This is a genomic window from Stenotrophomonas lactitubi (genome assembly GCF_002803515.1).
Taxonomy (GTDB): domain Bacteria; phylum Pseudomonadota; class Gammaproteobacteria; order Xanthomonadales; family Xanthomonadaceae; genus Stenotrophomonas; species Stenotrophomonas lactitubi.
In genome coordinates this window covers 3,666,089-3,681,467 of the sequence record NZ_PHQX01000001.1, presented here as the reverse complement: position 1 = coordinate 3,681,467, position 15,379 = coordinate 3,666,089, and the positions used below count along the sequence as shown (strand labels likewise).

Below are 15,379 nucleotides of genomic sequence, written 5' to 3'. Positions count from 1 at the left end.
CGGCAAGCCGAGCATGGGCTCGGCTCTACGGTAGATCCACGCCATGCGTGGATGGTCAGTTCAACGCTCGGCCGCTTACCAGCGCAGCTTGCGCCGCGCCAGCGCCGTCGCCAGTTCTTCCATCAACGCATGCGCACGCGCCTGCGGCAGGTAGCGCAGCGCCAGCGCCACATCGCCATGCGCACCGGCGGTGTCCAGCTGCAGGCTGGCCGTGCCCAGCAGTTTGTCCAGAGGTGAGCGCTGCAGGCGCAGGCCCTGCACCTTGTCCAGCTCGGCCCAGCGCCACCAGCGCTTCCACCAGCCGCCGCGCACCGCCACGAACTGGCCATCGAGGTGCCAGCCCATCCGTGCCATCTGCCGGTGCGCGATCAACAGGCTGACCGGCAGCCAGGCCAGCAGCGCCAGGGCCGGCAGGCCCCAGCGCCAGTACAGCGCGGCGGTCAGCAACGGCACCGTCAGCAACGTGGACAGCGACAATCGCCACCATCCGCGTTGCGGTATCGGCTGCCACTGCTGTGGTGGCCATTGCAGCTGCGGCAGCAGGTGGCGCACCAGCCTGTCGCAGGCGCTGGCGCCGGCCAGCGGTGCCAGTTCGCGCAGCGCGCGATCGTCATCGCGCGCGGGGCCACCGGCGGCGCTGTCGATACGCAGCTGGCGCAACCCGAACCAGCGCTGCAGGGTGCTCTCGCCCAGCGTCCAGGCCTGGATGCGGCGGCGCGCGACGCTGCTGCGGGTGCGGCTGAGCAGGCCGGTGGAGACGGTCAGGCGCCGCTCGCGCTCGCTGAGGGTGAAGCCGTGGTAGCGCAGCAGCGTCAATACCACCGACAGCACCCGCAACAACAGCCAGCCCAGCAGCAATGCGGCCGCCAACAGCACCAGCCCGCCGGTCACTCCTGCATGCAGATGGCTGGCGTAGCCGAAGGCCTCGCGCCCGCCACGCTGGATGGCATCGTCCATCACCGGGCGCGGTACGGTCTGGAACAGAACACCGAAGGCGGCGATCGCCAGTGCCCAGCCCCGGTTGGACAGCAGGCCCATGCGCAGCACATCCCAGCTCGACAGGCGCAGCAGGACCTGCTCGTCGTCGGACGGCACGATACTGGCAGCCGGCGCGTCGCCCGGCGTCGGCTGGGGCGCCTGTCCACGCTGGCGCACCAGCTGTTCCAGGGCCAACGCCTGGTCCAGCCGCAGCACCCGCATCTCCGCTTCCGGGCGCACGCCGCCGGCCGACTCCAGGCGCAGCTCGGCAACCCCGAACAACCGATGCAACGGGTTCTGCCGCACTTCCACGTTGTGGATGCGGGCGAAGGGAATCTCGCGCCGGTTGCGCGCCAGCAGGCCGCTGCGCACGGTGATCGCATCGTTGCCGATGCGGTAGCGGTAACTGAGGTACTGCAGTACCGAGACCAGCACCAGTGCGGCGATGGCGCTCAACGGGATCAACTGTGCCCACATCGGATCGCGGTCGCCACGTTGGCCGAACACCAGCAATGCGATCAGCGGCAGGAAATAGTGGCGCAGCTGCATCAACAGCACGAACAGCCACGACCACGGGTGCAGGCGATGCTCTTCGCCACCACTGGGCAGCGACGGCGGCAGGGGCGGCGGCAGGCTCACAGGGCGTCGGCGTCCTGGTCGAGCTGATGGGCCAGGGTGTCACGCAGGCGCTCGGCATCGGCTTCGTCCAGGCCGTTGACGGTGACTGCACTCAGGCGGGTGCCGGCGGTGTGCACAATCAGCGTGGCCAGGCCTGCGCGCCGCTCCAGCGGCCCGCGCCGCAGGTCCAGGTGCTGTACGCGCGAAATGGGAATGCGGGTCTCCAGCTGCCACATCAGGTCGCGGCGCAGGCCCAGGCCCTGTGCATCCAGCCGCCAGCGGGTGCGGGTCAGGCGGCGATGGCCGATCCAGCCACCGAAGGCGAGGCCGACCAGCAGGCCCAGCGACGCAGCCCACAGGCCACCGGGAAGATCGAAGAACCACCAGACGGCCGCCAGCGGTGCGCCGGGGATGAACAGGCCGCCGAAGGCGCCCTCCAGCGCCGCCAACCGGGCAGCGCGCCGCGGCAGGGGTTGCCAGTGGTCGAGGGGCATTTCGGCGGCAGCAACAGGCAAAGGAAGTTCGGTCACGCGGGCGTCCGTCGGGCAGCAGGGCGGGCAGGCGCGGTGATGGCCGCACCGCGCAGACGTTAGCAGGTCGCCCGCGTTACTGGGCGGCCTGGATCAGCGCGTCGACATCCAGCAGGTGCCCGGCGCGGTCGGCCTTGGTGCGCAGGTAGTGCTCGTTCTCGGCGGTGATCTCGCCGGTGACCGGAATGCAGTCCAGCACTTCGATGCCGGCATTGCGCAGGCGTTGTGCCTTGGTCGGGTTGTTGCTGAGCAGGGCGACACGGGACACACCCAGGCCGCGCAGCATCGCCACCGCGCTGCCATAGCGGCGCTCGTCGGCACCGAAGCCCAGCTGCGCATCGGCGTCGATGGTATCCAGCCCGTCATGCTGGTAGCCGTAGGCGCGCATCTTCGCGGCGATGCCGGTACCGCGGCCTTCCTGGTCCAGGTACAGCAGCACGCCGCCGCCCAGCTCCTTCAGCTTGCGCAGGCCACGGCGCAGCTGGTCGCCGCAGTCGCACTTGAGCGAACCGAACAGGTCGCCGGTGAGGCAGGACGAATGCACGCGTACCGGCACCACGGCGGAAAGGTCCGGTTCGCCGACGATGATCGCCACCTGGTCGCGCTGGGCGACGCCGCCGCGGAACACTGCGAACGTGGTCATGCCGACATCACGCAGCGGCACCGGAGAACGCGCCACCAGTTCGTAATCATGTGCGGCATGCGCAGCGCCCTCGGCCAGATCGCACAGGCCGACGTCGGCGGCGCCATCGAAGGTGTTGTCGGCCGCCTCAAGGCGCACGGCCACCATCGCCGGCAGCAGCAGGCCCAACCGGGCCAGTTCCACCGCGCCGGCATCGAACGCATCGCCTGCGCTCCAGGCCGCGGGCATCGGCCCTGGTTCGCGCAGGTAACCCAGCGAGGGCAGGGCATCGAACGCAACGCCGGCCAGTGGCAGGCGCGCGCCCTCGGGTGCCTCCACGCCGAGCACGCGGGCGCGGGTGGCGGTCAGGTACAGGTAATGGCGCTCGCGCGCGGCGCTGGCGAAGGCGGCAAAGCTGCTGGCGGTGGCGCTGTCCAGCGCGATCACCGCCAGGCGCTGGCCCTGGCCATCGTGAAGCAGGACCGGGCGACCGGCGCGCAGTTCGGCGACCGCGCGCTCGCAGCGGATCGCCGCCGGATCACCGAACAGGGAGGAAGCAGACATGGCAGGACCGGGGGAGGCGGACATCGGTGTCTCTATGGGGGCGCCAGCGTCGTATTCAACGTGCTGCGGCGGTGTGTCGCAGGCCGGGTGGAGCGGCTTTCAGTGCGGATGCTCGTCGGTCGCGTACGGGTCTTCCTCGCCGCTGCCCGGTGGCCGCAGCGTATAGCGCTTGTAGGTCCACTGGTACTGCGCCGGGTCGCGGCGGGCGATGCGTTCGATACCCGCGTTGAGCGCGGTGGCGGCGACCTGCGGGTCCGGGTCGGCCACGGCCGGGTCGGTCGGCTCGATGTGCAGGGCGAATTCCATGTCCGGGCCGATGCGCTCGCACCAGCCATACAGCACCGTCGCGCCGGTGCGCTCGGCCAGGCGGTTGACCAGGGTCATGGTCAGTGCCTGCACGCCGAAGAACGGCACGAACACCCCGTCGCCGGCCTTGGGCTGCTGGTCTGGCAGGATGCCGGTGGCACCGCCGTCCTTGAGTACCTTGAACAGCTGGCGCACGGCCGGGCCCTCGGCGCGCACCTGCTGCACGTTGTGGCCGCCGCGCACGATCTGCAGGAAGGCATCGCTGGCCTCGTCCTCCGGTGGCTTGTAGACGATGGCGATCTGCCCGCGCGAGGCCAGCCACTGGTTCAGCAGCTCCCAGTTGCCGTAGTGCGGGGCCGCCACGATCACGCCCTTGCCGCTGGCCAAGGCCGCGTCGTACAGCGCCTGGCCGTGGCGCTCCTTCAGGTACAGGCGCAGGTTGTCTTCGGGCTTCCGGCTCCACAGGCGCAGGGTCTCGATGGCCTGCAGGGCGGTGGAGCGCAGCAGGTCGCGCTGCAGGCGTTCGCGTGCCGGGGCGTCCAGCTCGGGGTAGGCCAGCTCCAGGTTGCGGCGGGTGACGCGGCTTTCGCGGGCATCGAGGCGCACCCACATCCAGGCCAGGGCGTGCGCGAACCCGCGCAGCAGTGGCCAGGGCAGGCGGGCGAACAGGGTGGTGGCGCGGTAGACCAGCCGGGCTTTGCGGTGTGGATTCATCTCCCCCAGTTTAGCCAAGGGCGCTGCTATCGTGGCCGGCCCTTGCCTGGAAGCCCGCCAATGCTCGTCCTGATTCAACGTGTCAGCCAGGCCGCCGTGCATGTGGAAGGTGAGGCGGTAGGGCAGATCGGCCCCGGCCTGCTGGCCCTGGTCGGCATGGAGCCGGGCGATACCGAGGCCCAGCTGCAGCGGATGGCCGAACGCGTGCTCGGCTACCGTGTGTTTGCAGATGAGGCGGGCAAAATGAACCGCTCGCTGCGTGATACCGGCGGCGGCCTGCTGCTGGTCAGCCAGTTCACCCTGGCCGCGGACACCCGTTCCGGCATGCGGCCGAGCTTCACCAGCGCGGCACCGCCGGAGGAGGCTGAACGCGGGTTCAATCGATTTGTCGGGATCTGTCGTGAAAATCACGCACCAGGGGTGGAAACGGGCCGCTTTGGTGCCCATATGGTCGTCAGCCTGGTCAATGACGGTCCCGTGACCTTCCTCCTCAGGCCCTAGGCCACCGGGACCACCGCCCGGCAGGCCGGGCCCCGGGCTGGTATAATGCTACGTTCCCTATTTCCCCCTAGCCGGTGGCGCGAGCACTACATGGCCAACGAACGTCCTGCCCAATCCGAAATCAAGCAACTGATCAGCAAGGGCCTGGAACAGGGCTACCTGACCTATGCCGAAGTCAATGACCATCTGCCGGACGACATGGTCGACCCGGAACAGATCGAAGACATCATCGGCATGATCAACGGCATGGGCATTGATGTCCATGAAGTTGCTCCGGATGTGGAAACCCTGCTTCTCAACGACGGCAACACGGGCAACCGTGAGGTCGACGACACCGCAGCCGAAGAGGCTGCCGCCGCGCTGAGCGCGCTCGACACCGAAGGTGGCCGTACCACCGACCCGGTGCGCATGTACATGCGCGAAATGGGTACCGTCGAGCTGCTGACCCGCGAAGGCGAAATCGCCATTGCAAAGCGCATCGAAGAAGGCCTGTCCCAGGTCCAGGCCGCACTCGGCCAGTTCCCGGTGTCGGTCGAATCGCTGCTGACCGATTACGAAGCGCACAAGGAAGGCCGCAAGCGCCTTGCCGAAGTGATCGTCGGCTTCAATGACCTGTCCGACGAAGTGCCGGCCCCGGCTGCTGCCGTGGCCGACGACTCGGATGACAGCGATGACGACGCCGACGAGGAAGAAGATGATGTCGACGGCGCCGATGAAGAAGCCGCGCCGACCGGTCCGGATCCGGAGGAAGTCGCCGCGCGCATGCAGGCGCTGAGCGATGCCCTCAACGCCTTCAAGAAGGCCGTTGCCAAGGGCGACAAGAAGAACCTGCTGAAGCTCCGTGAGGAGATGTCGGCGGTGTTCGTCACCCTGAAGCTGCCGCTGCCGCTGACCGACGTGCTGACCAAGCAGCTGCGCGACACCATGGGCAGCGTCAAGGCCCACGAGCGCCGCGTGCTGAACCTGGCCACCGTCACTGCCCGCATGCCGCGCAAGGACTTCATCCGTTCCTGGGAAGGCAACCAGACCAACCTGGAATGGGTGGAAGACGCACTGAAGCGCAAGCAGAAGTGGTCTTCGGCGCTGCGTGAAGTGAAGGACCAGATCGTGTCCGAGCAGCAGGCCACCATCGACATCGAGAAGGTCACCCTGCTGGACCTGGACGAGCTGAAGGAACTCAGCCGTGCCATGGCCTACGGCGAAGCCAAGGCGCGCAAGGCCAAGAAGGAAATGGTCGAGGCCAACCTGCGCCTGGTGATCTCCATCGCCAAGAAGTACACCAACCGCGGCCTGCAGTTCCTCGACCTGATCCAGGAAGGCAACATCGGCCTGATGAAGGCCGTGGACAAGTTCGAGTACCGTCGCGGCTACAAGTTCTCCACGTATGCGACCTGGTGGATCCGCCAGGCCATCACCCGTTCGATCGCCGACCAGGCGCGCACCATCCGTATTCCGGTGCACATGATCGAAACGATCAACAAGTTGAACCGCATTTCCCGCCAGATGCTCCAGCAGTACGGCCGCGAGGCTACGCCGGAGGAGCTGGCCAAGGAAATGGACATGCCGGAAGACAAGATCCGCAAGGTGATGAAGATCGCCAAGGAGCCGATCTCGATGGAAACCCCGATCGGCGACGACGAGGATTCCCATCTGGGCGACTTCATCGAGGACACCAATGTGGAGTCCCCGATCGAGAACACCACCAACATCAACCTGTCTGAAACCGTGCGCGACGTGCTGGCTGGCCTCACCCCGAGGGAAGCCAAGGTGCTGCGCATGCGCTTCGGCATCGACATGAACACCGACCACACCCTTGAGGAAGTCGGCAAGCAGTTCGACGTGACCCGCGAGCGTATCCGCCAGATCGAAGCGAAGGCCCTGCGCAAGCTGCGTCACCCGAGCCGTTCGGAGCAGCTGCGCAGCTTCCTGGATATCGATTGATTTCCAGGTAGTGCCGAGCCATGCTCGGCAACTGCTTCTGTCTGGAAAAACCCCGCTTCGGCGGGGTTTTTCTTTGGGCTGGGCGCCGGATGGCGAGGGTGCCTTCTGTAGAGCCGAGCCCATGCTCGGCTGCTCTCCCACGATGACGTTTTGGCCAATTCTTCGTCGTCTCCAATCGCCAAAATTCGCGCCTTTTGACGCAACCGGCTTGAGCATTGTTGAGCAATAACGCGCGACTCCGAGCGACGGGAAGGAGTTGGCCAGGTCGATCCTCAAGTGCCCCAGTACGTCGAGCTGTTTGAGCAGCCATGGCTCCCGCAAGCCCTGTCGCAATCAACAATTGAAGCCACTACCTTCTCTTCCACACAGTCCCCGCAGGTGCTCAACACACCGTCGTAGGAGGGCTGTCTGCCTAACAGCAGGCAATCGAGGGTCAAGCCGCATCACTCGCCACCCAAGCGAGCCGAAAGGTTTCTGGCCGGGTGGCGCGCAGTCATACAAGACCCCGCAAGGGGAAAAGCTGCGGGCGGCCCTACGACCGTGTTGAAGCACCCGGCCGCCTCTCTCAACAGGAGGCGTAGGAGGTTCGACGAATCGTAGGAGATCCAAGATGAGACAGAAAGCCACAGCCGGCAGGAGCGCTGGCGACCGGGTCCGTGCAGATACGTGTGACTTCCCGCCCCTACTGGATTGGAATGAAGTGATGCAGGACGAACGGGAGGATCGGCTGGGGTTTGCCAGGCGCGCGACGTTCGCGCTGCTGACGCAGTCTGGCGCAGGATTGATCGAAGGCTTCGGTAGCGGCAATCAGAAGGGACTGGAGGGGGCCATGAGGGCAGTGGCGCTGTTCCAAGCGCATCTGCAGGAGATGGAGCGGCTCGCTGGGATAGCCGAGAAGCGGTTGCAGCATGTTGCTCAGGTGCTCGCTACTGCGGACTGAGTAGCCGACTCCGCCCGTGCTCCACTACACTGTGACGCTGCGCAGGGCCTATAGCTCAACGGTTAGAGCAGGGGACTCATAATCCCTTGGTTTCAGGTTCGAATCCTGATGGGCCCACCATCGAATCAGGCACTTAGGATCATCCGCCGTGCCTTCCTCGTCAAGGCAGCCCCGTCCGGTGACCGCTCGGTGACCGTTCAATGCCTGGTAGTGTCGCAGTCCGCCGCCGGCATTGCCGCGTTGTCAGGCTGCCATCGAGGGGCATTGCTGCGGGCCGCGATCCAGCGCTGAACGTCGCTTTGGAACCAGCGGGTGCCGCCCCCGATTTTGTGCCTTGGCGGGAACGTCCCTTTCACCATCTCGCGATAGATGTAGCTCTTCTTCATCCCGGTCTGGGCTTCGACCTGCTCGAGCTTCAGCAGGACTTCGGGGGAGCTTTCAGCTGCGCCCATGGCGGGCCTCCGTTGCTTCAGGTGCGTGTTCCAAGAGAAGAGCGGCCGATGATCCTGCGCGCGCTGTGGTCACCAGGTGTGCGATCTGCAGTAGATCCAACGTTGGGTCATCAAACAGAGCCAGGCCGATCTGAACGGTAGCGCGGTGCGCGGCTGTCGCGGCCACCGGCGCGGGCACATCGATCGATGCCAGTGCATAGACGCGCCAGGCGTCGCACGCGGCCTGCAGCTGCTGATCACCAACAAAGGTGAAGGTCAGCGCGTGGCTGTGGCCGCATGCCGGACCAGTGCTGGTCAAAGCAGTCTCCAGTGCGGCCGCCACGTCGATGGCGGCTCTATGCTGGTGAGCAAGGGGGCGCAGGTCTGCCGCTTCATGGTGATGGGTGTTCAAGGCTATGCCTCCTTCGTGTGCTGTTCGATCGACTTACGCAGCTGGGCAATCTCACGGGTCCATTTGTCCCGCTCCTGCTTGCTCTCGCGCTTCAGCGCCTGCTCTAGTCGTTCAAGGGCAGGTAGGAACCAGCAGGGGTTGAACGGCTGGGTTTTGATGGGGATCGGCTGTGGCGCTCGGGGCGGATTGCAGTACGCCTCGGCCCAGTCGAAAGGGTCATTGCAAACGACGCAATGGGTGCGGTCGGCTGACCACTTGTGGTCACGGCGGCTTGTTGAGCGTTCGCCCAGCAGCGGGTGAACGTATAGAGCCCGCACCGGTCTGCCGCGCTTTCGCGCGAGGTGCCACTGCCGCTCGTCGATCTGAATCCAGTAGGGCGTTCCCTTGCCCAGTTCCTCCAACCTTACCGGACGCTGCTCAGCGAACAGTTGGTTGCGAATAGTCAGGAACCACTCGGCCACGATTGCCGCAGCGACAGGCTCACCCGCCCGTGCCGCGTCACGCATGAACCGCAGCGCGTCGCTCACGAGGGGGGCGCCTTTAACGGGGGCCTGCTCAATGCTGGTGTTCGTGCTCAAGCTTCCTCCAGCAGCATCGACGGGTCGATCTTCCAGCCGGCTTCGCGCGCTGCGCGCAGGCGCAGTTCGTTGGCATCGAACTCGTCCAGTTGCAGGGCGGAGATCGCGCCTTCCACCTGGTGCGGCTGCAGCGGGCGCGTGGTTCGTCCGAAAGCACGCCACACGCTGAATTCTTTACAGCCCCAGGCAGGTGCAAGGCAGGCCAGCTGCTTGCCGTGCTCTCGGCAGTGCCGGCGGATCATGTCGCGCGCCGACACGTGGGAAGGGGCACGGCCACGTAGGGCTGCTCGGATTGATGCGGCGTTGCGGCCGGGGCTCATGCGAACAGGTCCAGTTGGGTGGGCAGTGGCGGGAGTGCCGGTCGCAGTCGCTGTGGCGTGGCACGAGAGCGCGCGCGCTGTGCAGCGTTGAAGGCGAACCAGAACCCTAGGCCGTGCCGGCGTGCCCGGCATTCCGTCAGCAGCACTCGTGCGACGTGCTTGGCCAGAGCGGCGCCGGTCACGCCGCCACCGCCATGTCGGCCGGCACCCGGTCCAGATTGGCCTCGGCCAGGGCGCGCAGCGGTGGCGGGCTGACGCTGTTGCCCACCATGCGGACGGCCGCGCTGGTGGTGAGCGGCGTTCCGTTGGCAGTGCGATCGATGATGTACCCGGTTGGGAAACCCTGCGCGCGGTACAGCTCGTGCGGCTTGAGCATACGCAGGCCGATATCCACGATGACGTACGGCGTGCCCTTGATCACCACCGTGACCAGCGCCAGCCGATCCTTGGTGGTGATGGTGTCGACCGGATCCGAAAGGCTCGGCACATTGGCACCGGTTCCGTAGTACTTCACCAGGAAGGCGGCGACGCGCAGGGCGCCCGCTTCCTGTTCGGGGCTCAGGGTGCATTCCACTTCGGCGAAGCGCGTTGCACCGGCGAGCACGGTCGGCAGAGGCACGCGCAGATCGTTCCCCACCACGTTCTGCGCCATCGCCGTCAGGTGTGCAGCGACCAGGCGCTGCTGGCTGCCGCTGGCGGTGATGGTGCTCACTGGGTCGCGCGCATCGTTGCCTGCGCCTTGGTAGAAGCCGCCGTTGGCCTGCTCAAGGAACGCAGTAGCTACGCCAAGGGCATGCGCTGCGCCCGCTGGCCGCGCTGCCCCCGCTCCAGAGGTAATCGTCGGCACCGGCTCGGTGGCTGGCGTTCCGATGCTGTCACCCCTGAATTTCACCAGGTGAGGAGCAGCCACAGCGTGCTTTACGGCGCCGGCGACGACAGTGCCAAGCGGCTGCTGCAGGTCGAGCGCGCGCGGCGCCTGGCCAACGCGCTCGCCGTAACCGGTTTGCACCAGCGTCGGCGCCACCAGTGCGGTATCTGCCTTGGTGGTCATCGTGTAGAGCGGTTCGCCGCCCGAACGTGGCTCGGACTGACCAGCACGGCCGCCGACGCCTGCCAAGATGGGCGATACCACCGAAAAATGGCCTCCCTTCACCTCGGCGCACATGGTGCGAAGCGGTTCGTTCGCGGCCATCGTGCGTTGCGTGCTGGCGTTGGCGTGCTCAGTGAGGAACGGTGCCAGTTCCGGCGCGGCCAGCATCAACTCGCCGCGGTTGGCGGCAGTGATCGTGCGCATGGGCTCGCGCACGTCATGCACGCGGTCGCCGCCCTGGTGCGTCACGGGGACAATGAACGGATCGGCCGAGTTGATGACGTGGCGCATGACGCCCTTGGCGATGCGGCGCATGGTGGCGTCGGCCAGCGGGCGGGCGCGGGTGAAGATGGAGGGGCAGGGGATGGAGAAGTCCAGGCAGTCGGCAGCAGTTACGCGCGGCGTCTGGCCCGGATTGGGGCCGTGGCTGGCAGCGGGCCACACGATGGGCTCGCCGTCGCGGCGGCCGAGCAAGAACAGGCGTTCGCGGCTGGTGCCGGCGCCGTAGTCGCTGGCCACCAGCTTGCGCCACTCGACCACGTAGCCGAGCGCACGAAGGGCGGCAACGAACTGGCGCCAGGTGCGTCCGATGTGGCGCTTGTCAGGCACAAGTGCCTGGCGCTCGACGGGAACGCGCTCGCCCTTGTCGGCAATTCGATTGGTCATCACCGGCTTGCCCCTGCGGAATACGGGCTTCCCGGTGCCCTCATCGACGGCCTGGATCAGGTCCAGGGTGACGACGCGGCCGGTCTTGCTGCAGCGCTTGGCGACCAGCGGACCCCAGGTCAGGATCTGCCAAACGTTCTCCATGGAGATGATGCGCGGAGCGGTGTTGGTCCCGTTGGCTTGGTCTGCGCGCCTCAGCTGGCCAACCCACTTCAGGACCACCCACGAAAGGGCGCGGGTCTTCCTGCTGCGCGGCTGACCGCCCTTGGCCTGGCTGAAGTGCGTGCAATCCGGGGAGGCATGGAACCAGCCGATGGGGCGGCCGGCCACGTCCACGCGCGGGTCGGCGTGCCAGATATCCTCGCGGTGGTGCTGGGTCAGTGGGTGGTTCGCAGCGTGCATGCCGATGGCGAGCTCGTCATGGTTGTAGGCCAGTGCGGGATCGATGCCCAGCGCCTGCTTGAGGCCTTCCGATGCACCGCCGCCGCCGGCGAACAGATCCACCACGATTTCGCGCGGGCGCAGGCGGGAGCGCTGCGGGGCGGGGAAGTTGAAGGAGCGGGAGCCGTCAGCCATTGGTGGAATCCTTGGGTGCGATGGGGCCGGTGTGTCGGTAGTCACGGAGCGGGTCTTCGATGAATCGACCGTTTTCCTTCCGCTGCACGCTGTACTCGGGGAATGCGCAGTCGGGAAGGCGCTCGTACGCCTCGGCCATCAGGGCGACGAAGCGTTCCTGCCATTCCTTTGGCATTGACTGCAGGGTGCGACGAGGCACCACCAGGTATGCGGCATAGGTGAGGCCAAACGCGTTCCAGATCGGGCCGTCGGAATAGGGCACCGATGCCTGGGCCGGGTTGCTGAGAAGCTGGTCAGCCATGCGCAGGCTCCTCGCAGAAAATCCCGCAATCGAAGTTGAGGGACTTCATAGGGCCGCCCTTGTCGGTAACCTTGAGTTCGTCAAGGAACACGCGCTTGCCTCGGATCTTCACCAGCTTGGCGCCGATCCGCCGGGACTGTTCTGCTCGCCGCCGGAACACTTCCGGGTCTTTCTCACGCACGTGGTTCCAGTAGGTCGGCGACTGCGATTTCACGCAACCGATGCAGTTCGCATTGGGATAGCCGCGCAGGTAGATCGCCGGCAGGGCGATGCCCTCGGCCATCAACGTGGCCGCGCAGTCGGTCTTTGTCATGCCGGCCTCGATCAGCACCGGTAGCACGTTCGGCCGCTCGGTGAGCACGAAGCGGTCATGCCGCGCCTGCTCCTCGACAGTGAAGCCGAGCACGTGGAAATCGGCGGTGTTCTCGGTCTCCCAATGCTGGCGCGCACGCTTCTTGAGGGCGCGAGTGCAGGGCGCTCCGGACACGCCGGCCATGAAGCGCTCCTTCTCCCAAACGTCTTCGCAGGAGCAGGTTGGCCACTTGGGATTGATGGCCCGTTCGATCTCCACGCCGAGCCAGGTCGCTACGTCATCGGCAAAGCGAAGGTTGTCGGGATCTTCCTCGGCGACGGGGTTGTTCACGACACGGATATCGTGGGTAGCGCCATAGCGTTCGATGGTCAGCTTCGCGGCCACGGCGCTTGCAGCCCCGCAGGAGAACCACACCGCGATCATGGGGCGATCAGCCATTGCGCACCGCCGTGTCGGTGGTGATCGCCTTGACGGACGCCACGCCAACGATGCGAATGCCGAGCTTGTCCAGGGCGCCGTGCAACTTGCCGAGTGCGCTTTCGGCCGCTTGCCGATACACTTGGTCCAACTGGCAGCCCTCGCCCCATGAACCGGCGTGGACCTCCACGGTGACCTGCACCAGTGCGGATGTGGACGTGCGGATGGTCGGCTTAGCCATTGCCCACCGCCTGGTTGTCGATCAGGGCGCGAAACTCGGCGATGACCTCGGCGGCGATACGCTCCACGTAGACGCGCTCATGCTTCTTCACGTGCTCATGCCGGCCGCTGAGCATGTTGCCGGCCACATAGTCCGCGTCGCATGCAGCTACGAATTGCATCACCGTGCGCTCGCCCATAGCACCCCAGAACCCGCACCACGCCTGTCCGTAGCAGGTCACCACGATGCGGCCACGGCCCAGCTCGTAGTCCTGCACGAACACGTTGATCGGATCGAGGTCCACGGCCTGCGCTTTCGCATCGGCTCGTGCTGCCTGCCAGAACGGCTCGGCCCAGTGGCCCGCTGGTGGCGGTGTATGGCCCTGCGCGCCAACCATCAGCGTGCCGGTGATTACGTCGGCGACGCGGGCACGGATGCCTGCCGGATCGGCGTCGAGCGAATAGGGCAGGTCCACGGCCTGCGCGGACGGAGTGGTGTAGCGAACCACCTTGCACCCTTGCCAGTACCCGGCTTCTTCAGCAGAGAACGCAGTACCGGCAATCGAGCCGTCGGGACGGAAAGCGGCGAAAATCTCGGCCACCGGCAGCCCACCGCCAACGGTCAAGGAATCCTTTACGGCTGCCCCCACCGGCTGGCTATCGGCTGCCTGCGCGGGCGGGGCGGCGATAGTCGGACACGGCCCCTCATGGCCGTCTGCCAAAGTGCACGCCCAGCCGTTCGGCGGCAGCGCGCAACGCTCGACCGGCAGGATGGACCATGCGTCCTCGTTCTCCGCTGCCAGTGCTTCGGCATCGGCGCGACGAACCAGCCACAGTGCGGCGGACTTGTCTGCGGTCCACTCGGGGCCAACCTGTCCCCACGCCATGTACTTCTCGCCGCTGCCGTTGGAAATCAAAAATCCGCCGCTGCACACCGGCGCCCCCACCGGCTGGCGGGCGGCGATGACGGCTTGCAGTTCGGCCGCGTGACGCATGGTGCAGTTCGCGATCTTCTGGCACATCGTGTTGTCGCTGGCTCCGACCTCGTCGGCGTCCTTGCGCCACCGGGCGACCAGCGATGCCAGCAGCGCATCCTGACCACCCGGGGAGGGCTGGGCGGAGAGGGCGGCGGAGAGACCTGCGCGGGTGGCAAAGAACGTGCCCAGTTCCTGGGTGCCCTCTGGTGCGCATCTTTGCGCTTCCCAGTTCTTGCAGTAGGCGTCCTCGAAGGCATGAACCATCGCATCCGTGACATTTGCCGAGGCGCTCATGAAGTCACCGCCTTGTTTTCCGCACCCACCTCCGGCAGGTACTCAAGGCTGGATCCCCAGCAGCGGTAGCCGGTTCGATCAAGTGTCAGCGGGAAGTCCGGCCGCTGGATGCGGCGCCAGCTTTCCATAGGGACGGCAGGCTCGAAGCGCCCGCGCTGACCATCGGGCGAATACATGGTGATGTTGGCCACCCACTCGCCGGCGATGTCATCCCAGAACACTTCTTTAACTCTCGCGATTTCGGGATGGGTCATACCCGGCTCATCGGCGATCCAGTCGCCGGGGTTGACCGGAGAAGCAGTGGTGCAGGGCTTTCGGGTCAACTGCACGCATCCGCCGTGCTTCACGGTCGCCAGGGTCTTGTCGTTGCTCATGCTGACTCTCCTTTGACGCGGGCGAGGGCGGCATCCAGACGTCGGAAAAGGTTGGCGTCGTTGGCGTCGTGCCGCACGCAGCTGTTCTCGACGGCCTGTGCCGCCTCGATCAGCTCGGCGACTGCGGCGCGGGCTGCTACCTGCGCGACGTAGGCCTGCCCTGCGTCCTTCTCGCGCTCTATCGCCTGATCCATCACCGCCAGCACATCGACAGCCAGGGTGGCGGGGGTCTTGTCGGTGGTCATGCGCGCACCTCCGCCGTGCCCATCAGCACCACTTCGCGCACCGCGCTGTCGCTCAGGCTGCGGGCGCTGTCAGCCATGTCTTTGAACACCTGCCGTAAATGGTGCTGGGCGCTGATGGGCAGTGTCGTCAGCACCGGACCGTTCCTGCGACGGGCTTCGGCTTGGCACTGGCTCAGCAGGTCGGGCAGCGCCGGCGCGCGCGCCGCGTTGGATACACCATTCAGCGCCACGTCCAGCTGCTGCACCAGGTAGTTGTGTGCGTCCTGATCCAGCGTGAGCATGGCGTCCTGGCTGATCTGCGGTGCTGCAGCGGCCAGGCCGGCACGGATGGCCTCGGCGTAGCCCTTCTGCGTACCGTGAGTGGCGTAGGCGGCGCGGAACGCTTCGATCGCGCTGTCTGGAATTGGCGCACCGGCAGGTGCAAGGTTGGTGCTGGTCTGAGGCTGTTTCAT

At 66.4% G+C, this 15,379-nt stretch carries 19 protein-coding genes and 1 tRNA gene; 4 read left to right on the top strand and 16 right to left on the bottom strand.

Features of this window, described 5'->3' with window-relative positions; all coding sequences use genetic code 11:
• Nucleotides 1-75: 75 nt before the first annotated feature.
• From CR156_RS17340 to CR156_RS17325, 4 genes are all read right to left on the bottom strand, one after another.
• Entirely contained in the window at nucleotides 76-1,617 is a 1,542-nt protein-coding gene (locus tag CR156_RS17340; RefSeq protein WP_100553733.1) for a PH domain-containing protein, read from the bottom strand.
• Nucleotides 1,614-2,090, bottom strand: a complete 477-nt coding sequence (locus tag CR156_RS17335) for a PH domain-containing protein (RefSeq protein WP_100554223.1) — start codon at nucleotides 2,088-2,090, stop codon at nucleotides 1,614-1,616. Before CR156_RS17335 ends, CR156_RS17340 begins: the two co-directional genes overlap by 4 nt.
• 112 nt (nucleotides 2,091-2,202) lie before the next feature.
• Nucleotides 2,203-3,336: a GTP cyclohydrolase II RibA gene (ribA, locus tag CR156_RS17330; protein WP_049468205.1), complete on the bottom strand. Its 1,134-nt coding sequence runs from the start codon at nucleotides 3,334-3,336 to the stop codon at nucleotides 2,203-2,205.
• Between the two features lie 75 nt (nucleotides 3,337-3,411).
• Nucleotides 3,412-4,332 carry a lauroyl acyltransferase gene (locus tag CR156_RS17325; protein ID WP_100553732.1) on the bottom strand — a complete coding sequence of 307 codons (921 nt, stop codon included), beginning with the start codon at nucleotides 4,330-4,332 and terminating at the stop codon, nucleotides 3,412-3,414.
• Nucleotides 4,333-4,392: 60 nt separating this feature from the next.
• Between CR156_RS17325 and dtd the strand changes: the two genes are divergently transcribed.
• The 4 genes from dtd (at nucleotide 4,393) to CR156_RS17305 (ending at nucleotide 7,834) form a co-directional block, all read left to right on the top strand.
• Complete coding sequence (gene dtd, locus CR156_RS17320) at nucleotides 4,393-4,833, top strand: D-aminoacyl-tRNA deacylase (protein WP_089237155.1); 441 nt, start codon at nucleotides 4,393-4,395, stop codon at nucleotides 4,831-4,833.
• Nucleotides 4,834-4,923: 90 nt separating this feature from the next.
• On the top strand, nucleotides 4,924-6,774 hold the full coding sequence (rpoD, locus tag CR156_RS17315) for an RNA polymerase sigma factor RpoD (protein WP_100553731.1): 1,851 nt from the start codon (nucleotides 4,924-4,926) through the stop codon (nucleotides 6,772-6,774).
• 610 nt (nucleotides 6,775-7,384) lie between these two features.
• Nucleotides 7,385-7,714, top strand: coding sequence for a hypothetical protein (locus CR156_RS17310; protein ID WP_100553730.1), 330 nt, complete (start codon nucleotides 7,385-7,387; stop codon nucleotides 7,712-7,714).
• A 44-nt stretch (nucleotides 7,715-7,758) separates the two neighbouring features.
• Nucleotides 7,759-7,834: transfer RNA gene (locus CR156_RS17305), tRNA-Ile, on the top strand.
• 77 nt (nucleotides 7,835-7,911) lie between these two features.
• On the opposite strand, the gene CR156_RS17300 is transcribed toward CR156_RS17305, so the two are convergent.
• The 12 genes from CR156_RS17300 to CR156_RS17245 form a co-directional block, all read right to left on the bottom strand.
• Nucleotides 7,912-8,166, bottom strand: a complete 255-nt coding sequence (locus CR156_RS17300; RefSeq protein ID WP_100553729.1) for a helix-turn-helix transcriptional regulator — start codon at nucleotides 8,164-8,166, stop codon at nucleotides 7,912-7,914.
• Nucleotides 8,153-8,557: a hypothetical protein gene (locus tag CR156_RS17295; RefSeq protein ID WP_133120107.1), complete on the bottom strand. Its 405-nt coding sequence runs from the start codon at nucleotides 8,555-8,557 to the stop codon at nucleotides 8,153-8,155. Before CR156_RS17295 ends, CR156_RS17300 begins: the two co-directional genes overlap by 14 nt.
• 2 nt (nucleotides 8,558-8,559) lie before the next feature.
• Nucleotides 8,560-9,135: a hypothetical protein gene (locus CR156_RS17290; protein ID WP_100553727.1), complete on the bottom strand. Its 576-nt coding sequence runs from the start codon at nucleotides 9,133-9,135 to the stop codon at nucleotides 8,560-8,562.
• On the bottom strand, nucleotides 9,132-9,299 hold the full coding sequence (locus CR156_RS17285; RefSeq protein WP_243381883.1) for a hypothetical protein: 168 nt from the start codon (nucleotides 9,297-9,299) through the stop codon (nucleotides 9,132-9,134). Before CR156_RS17285 ends, CR156_RS17290 begins: the two co-directional genes overlap by 4 nt.
• 334 nt (nucleotides 9,300-9,633) lie before the next feature.
• Nucleotides 9,634-11,787 carry a DNA cytosine methyltransferase gene (locus CR156_RS17280; protein WP_100553726.1) on the bottom strand — a complete coding sequence of 718 codons (2,154 nt, stop codon included), beginning with the start codon at nucleotides 11,785-11,787 and terminating at the stop codon, nucleotides 9,634-9,636.
• Entirely contained in the window at nucleotides 11,780-12,088 is a 309-nt protein-coding gene (locus CR156_RS17275; RefSeq protein ID WP_207764208.1) for a hypothetical protein, read from the bottom strand. Before CR156_RS17275 ends, CR156_RS17280 begins: the two co-directional genes overlap by 8 nt.
• On the bottom strand, nucleotides 12,081-12,839 hold the full coding sequence (locus CR156_RS17270; RefSeq protein WP_100553725.1) for a hypothetical protein: 759 nt from the start codon (nucleotides 12,837-12,839) through the stop codon (nucleotides 12,081-12,083). The genes CR156_RS17275 and CR156_RS17270 overlap by 8 nt, the downstream gene beginning before the upstream one ends.
• Nucleotides 12,832-13,059, bottom strand: a complete 228-nt coding sequence (locus tag CR156_RS17265) for a hypothetical protein (protein WP_100553724.1) — start codon at nucleotides 13,057-13,059, stop codon at nucleotides 12,832-12,834. The genes CR156_RS17270 and CR156_RS17265 overlap by 8 nt, the downstream gene beginning before the upstream one ends.
• Nucleotides 13,052-14,308 (bottom strand): hypothetical protein, encoded by a 1,257-nt coding sequence (locus tag CR156_RS17260; RefSeq protein ID WP_100553723.1) that lies wholly within the window; start codon nucleotides 14,306-14,308, stop codon nucleotides 13,052-13,054. Before CR156_RS17260 ends, CR156_RS17265 begins: the two co-directional genes overlap by 8 nt.
• A complete protein-coding gene (locus CR156_RS17255) occupies nucleotides 14,305-14,682 on the bottom strand; it encodes a hypothetical protein (protein ID WP_243381880.1) in 378 nt (125 codons plus the stop codon). The genes CR156_RS17260 and CR156_RS17255 overlap by 4 nt, the downstream gene beginning before the upstream one ends.
• Nucleotides 14,679-14,927, bottom strand: coding sequence for a hypothetical protein (locus CR156_RS17250; protein WP_100553722.1), 249 nt, complete (start codon nucleotides 14,925-14,927; stop codon nucleotides 14,679-14,681). The genes CR156_RS17255 and CR156_RS17250 overlap by 4 nt, the downstream gene beginning before the upstream one ends.
• Nucleotides 14,924-15,379, bottom strand: coding sequence for a hypothetical protein (locus tag CR156_RS17245; protein ID WP_100553721.1), 456 nt, complete (start codon nucleotides 15,377-15,379; stop codon nucleotides 14,924-14,926). The genes CR156_RS17250 and CR156_RS17245 overlap by 4 nt, the downstream gene beginning before the upstream one ends.

Coding starts and splice junctions, on each gene's coding strand:
- CR156_RS17335 (WP_100554223.1), bottom strand. CDS start 2,090: ATGCCCCTCGACCACTGGCAACCCCTGCCGCGGCGCGCTGCCCGGTTG.
- ribA (WP_049468205.1), bottom strand. CDS start 3,336: ATGTCCGCCTCCCCCGGTCCTGCCATGTCTGCTTCCTCCCTGTTCGGT.
- CR156_RS17325 (WP_100553732.1), bottom strand. CDS start 4,332: ATGAATCCACACCGCAAAGCCCGGCTGGTCTACCGCGCCACCACCCTG.
- dtd (WP_089237155.1), top strand. CDS start 4,393: ATGCTCGTCCTGATTCAACGTGTCAGCCAGGCCGCCGTGCATGTGGAA.
- rpoD (WP_100553731.1), top strand. CDS start 4,924: ATGGCCAACGAACGTCCTGCCCAATCCGAAATCAAGCAACTGATCAGC.
- CR156_RS17310 (WP_100553730.1), top strand. CDS start 7,385: ATGAGACAGAAAGCCACAGCCGGCAGGAGCGCTGGCGACCGGGTCCGT.
- CR156_RS17300 (WP_100553729.1), bottom strand. CDS start 8,166: ATGGGCGCAGCTGAAAGCTCCCCCGAAGTCCTGCTGAAGCTCGAGCAG.
- CR156_RS17280 (WP_100553726.1), bottom strand. CDS start 11,787: ATGGCTGACGGCTCCCGCTCCTTCAACTTCCCCGCCCCGCAGCGCTCC.
- CR156_RS17275 (WP_207764208.1), bottom strand. CDS start 12,088: ATGGCTGACCAGCTTCTCAGCAACCCGGCCCAGGCATCGGTGCCCTAT.
- CR156_RS17270 (WP_100553725.1), bottom strand. CDS start 12,839: ATGGCTGATCGCCCCATGATCGCGGTGTGGTTCTCCTGCGGGGCTGCA.
- CR156_RS17265 (WP_100553724.1), bottom strand. CDS start 13,059: ATGGCTAAGCCGACCATCCGCACGTCCACATCCGCACTGGTGCAGGTC.
- CR156_RS17260 (WP_100553723.1), bottom strand. CDS start 14,308: ATGAGCGCCTCGGCAAATGTCACGGATGCGATGGTTCATGCCTTCGAG.
- CR156_RS17255 (WP_243381880.1), bottom strand. CDS start 14,682: ATGAGCAACGACAAGACCCTGGCGACCGTGAAGCACGGCGGATGCGTG.
- CR156_RS17250 (WP_100553722.1), bottom strand. CDS start 14,927: ATGACCACCGACAAGACCCCCGCCACCCTGGCTGTCGATGTGCTGGCG.
- CR156_RS17245 (WP_100553721.1), bottom strand. CDS start 15,379: ATGAAACAGCCTCAGACCAGCACCAACCTTGCACCTGCCGGTGCGCCA.